The 2,970-nt window shown below is 45.5% G+C and carries 4 protein-coding genes and 1 pseudogene; all 5 read left to right on the top strand.

What is annotated here, in order from left to right; all coding sequences use genetic code 11:
• Window positions 1-271: pseudogene (locus F6K20_RS32055) on the top strand (cytochrome c3 family protein); the annotation flags it as partial.
• The gene (locus F6K20_RS32050) at window positions 268-1,110 is read left to right on the top strand and encodes a cytochrome c3 family protein (protein ID WP_287297456.1); all 843 of its coding nucleotides are present in this window, start codon (window positions 268-270) and stop codon (window positions 1,108-1,110) included. The pseudogene F6K20_RS32055 and the gene F6K20_RS32050, both read left to right, overlap by 4 nt.
• A gap of 154 nt (window positions 1,111-1,264) precedes the next feature.
• Entirely contained in the window at window positions 1,265-1,909 is a 645-nt protein-coding gene (locus F6K20_RS32045; protein ID WP_008189374.1) for a Tll0287-like domain-containing protein, read from the top strand.
• Window positions 1,910-1,921: 12 nt separating this feature from the next.
• The gene (locus F6K20_RS32040) at window positions 1,922-2,077 is read left to right on the top strand and encodes a hypothetical protein (protein ID WP_287297458.1); all 156 of its coding nucleotides are present in this window, start codon (window positions 1,922-1,924) and stop codon (window positions 2,075-2,077) included.
• A 144-nt stretch (window positions 2,078-2,221) separates the two neighbouring features.
• The gene (locus tag F6K20_RS32035) at window positions 2,222-2,833 is read left to right on the top strand and encodes a hypothetical protein (RefSeq protein WP_287250514.1); all 612 of its coding nucleotides are present in this window, start codon (window positions 2,222-2,224) and stop codon (window positions 2,831-2,833) included.
• Window positions 2,834-2,970 lie beyond the last annotated feature (137 nt).

The following is a 2,970-nucleotide window of genomic DNA, read 5'->3' as shown; positions in this document are numbered from 1 at the left end:
TCTCAAGCCAGACCTATGTATGGCTTGCCATGAGGGCATCATCACCGGTGACTTAGCCAGTCATACAGGATTTGCTCCGGATGGTTGCTGGACCGCAGGCTGTCATAACTTCCACGACCACCGCTCCATCTCGACAGGATTCCTGCGTCAGAATATCGATCAGTTGCCGATGTTGCCAGAACCTGTACTGTTGGAGCGCACAGTTACTGGGGAATTAGAAGAAGCGCCTACTCCCGATTTAGGTGAAGAATTCCTGGGGAGCGAGTCATGAAAAAACTGATTGTGATTATACTCGTCCTCATTGGGTTTGTATTCGTCAGCGGTATCCGAGGTAACACAAACACTGTTATTGATGTAGCCACTAATGGGGGTGTGCCCAAAGACGCCGCTGCATCCCTTTCCCAAGGGGAATTAGTTGAAATTAATCAGTTGTGGCAAGGCAGTGCTCATGCCTTAGCAGACGTTAACTGCTCTAGCTGTCACCAAGACTCTGACACTAAAGAATTAGTGGTTAAACCAACCCAGGAAAGTTGTCAAAGTTGCCATGAGGTAGCAGTTGAGACCTTTCTGTATGGTAAGCATGGCATTCGGATCTCAGAAGGACTATCTCCCTTGACACCAGCAATGGCTCATTTGCCGATGAAAGAGTCAGCGATGGACAAGCAAATGAACTGCAACAGCTGTCACAATGTCCATTCTGTAAATACCTGGCAAGCCTCTGTAGATTCCTGCTTGACCTGTCATAATGACACCCACTCCCTCAACTATCAAAACTCAAAGCATGCCGAACTATTGGCCGACCAAGGTACGTTACCCAGACCTAATGGTGAATCGGTCACCTGTGCTAGCTGTCATCTACCTCGTCAGCAGCTGGAAAACACAGAAAACACAATTGTCGTTAATCACAACAATACCTTTACTCTTAAACCACGCGATCGCATGGTTAAGGAAGTTTGTATGAACTGCCACAGCGTCGAGTATAGCTATAACAGCATCTTCGACGATGAGCTAGTAGAGGAAAACTTTGCTCGACCTCCTAGCCTTCAGCTAGAAACCTTTGATCTAGTTCGTGCATTTGAGAAGAAACGGTCGAGTAACGCTGAACAGTAGTAAAAGCTACTAATTAACGCTACTAATTAACGCTACTAGTAGTAAAAGCTACTAATTAAAGCTACTAGCTAACGCTAATCATTCCTAGCCCTAGTCATAGCTACGTCATAGCCACGTCATACCAATTAAATACAAGGAGAGGAAACACGAAATCATGGCAATCAATACATTGCTACATCGCATGAAAACCAAAGCTGTGGGCTTAATTGCCTTAGGTTTAGCGATTTGCGTCACTGTTGTAGCTTGTGGCGGCGGTTCCAGTCAGCAAGCTGGAGGTGTTGCTCCGGAATTAGTTGTGGATTATATCCATACTGTACTGTTAGCAGACCGCACCGCTTACACCAAGCACGTTATTAACCGCTTAAAGAAATTAGAAGGCAAAGACAAGCCAAAGGGAGTAGTTGATGCTGAAGCCACTGAAGGTTGGCAACAAACTGGTGGTATTCCCCTACCAGCTCAAATGTTCCGTCTAGGAGCAGAGATTGCTTCTGATAACGGAGAGTTTACCTACGGCTTAATTTCCCCTTGGAACATCAACGATAACCAAGCGCCAAAATCTGAATTTGAAAAGAAAGCAATGGCAGAAGTGGTTGAAACTGGTGAGCCTTACAAAGACTATCAAGAAATTGCTGGTACAACCTATTTTTCTGCCGTCTACCCTGATAAAGCCGTCGCTGAAGCCTGTGTCACTTGCCACAACACCCATCCTGTACACAAAGAGCGCTATCCTGACAAAGTCTTCGAGATGGGCGAAGTCATGGGTGGCGTCATCATTAATCTGCCTCTAAAAGGCACCTAATTTTTAGGGGAAATGTGTCAGCTATCAGCTATCAGCTATCAGCTATCAGCAATCAGCTATCAGCTATCAGCTATCAGCTATCAGCTATCAGCTATCAGCTATCAGCTATTAGCTATCAGCTTATGCCCACGCTACTTGAGGTGCTATCAACTATCACCCAAAGACTGACTGCTGACTGCTGACTGCTGACTGCTGACTGCTGACTGCTAACTGCTAACTGCTGACTGCTGACTGCTAACTGCTGATTGCTGACTGCTAACTGCTGACTGCTGACTGCTTAAAAAATAGGTTTAACCGAAAAGCCACTATGTTATGAAGCCCAAATTTTCTACCTTAATCATCCTCACCTTCATCTGTGTGGTAATTCTGACTCCCTTTGCCCTCAGTTCCCTTTATCTACCGATGCTGCGGGACAATTATTTTAAATGGTATCAGCTTTTACAAGGGGAACTTTATAAGCAAATTACCGGCTATCTATCCCTAGCCTTTGTATTGTTTGAGATGGTACTAACAGCTAGAAAGCGTAGTCGTGGCTGGATGATTAAGTTGACTATTCCTGGTTCTATGCAGCTGTGGCGCAGTTTACATATCTTTTTGGGAGTCGCACTTTTAGGGACAACATTAATTCATACCATTGGGGCGACGGGTAAGAATTTTAATTCTATATTCCTGTGGGTATTTTTTGGTGTAACCCTATCGGCTCTAGTCGGTGTTGTGGCGGAAACCGGGGTGTTAGAATCTCCTAGAAAATATTTTGGTTGGGTGCCAGCAAAGGATGGCATTGGCAGCATGCTACCGGGTATATCTAAAGGCCCCCTAATTCGTAATCTACGCTCTATCTGGCTATCCACCCATATCTTCCTAGTCAGTGTATTCTTTGTGATGCTAGGATTTCACATATTTATCGCCTATTACTATCAATGAATAGGGAACAGGGAATCGGGAATCGGGAATCGGGAATCGGGAATCGGGAATCGGGAATCGGGAATCGGGAATCGGGAATCGGGAATCGGGAATCGGGAATCGGGAATCGGGAATCGGGAATCGGGAATCGGGAATCG

The sequence above is a fragment of the Moorena sp. SIO2C4 genome (assembly GCF_010672485.1).
GTDB classification, from domain to species: domain Bacteria; phylum Cyanobacteriota; class Cyanobacteriia; order Cyanobacteriales; family Coleofasciculaceae; genus Moorena; species Moorena producens.
Note: the sequence above shows the minus strand (reverse complement) of the source record. Positions and strands in the feature narration are given on the sequence as shown.

What these genes read in the sequence shown, in the direction of transcription:
- F6K20_RS32050 (WP_287297456.1), top strand. Translation starts at nt 268, where the DNA reads ATGAAAAAACTGATTGTGATTATACTCGTCCTCATTGGGTTTGTATTC.
- F6K20_RS32035 (WP_287250514.1), top strand. Translation starts at nt 2,222, where the DNA reads ATGAAGCCCAAATTTTCTACCTTAATCATCCTCACCTTCATCTGTGTG.
- F6K20_RS32045 (WP_008189374.1), top strand. Translation starts at nt 1,265, where the DNA reads ATGGCAATCAATACATTGCTACATCGCATGAAAACCAAAGCTGTGGGC.
- F6K20_RS32040 (WP_287297458.1), top strand. Translation starts at nt 1,922, where the DNA reads ATGTGTCAGCTATCAGCTATCAGCTATCAGCTATCAGCAATCAGCTAT.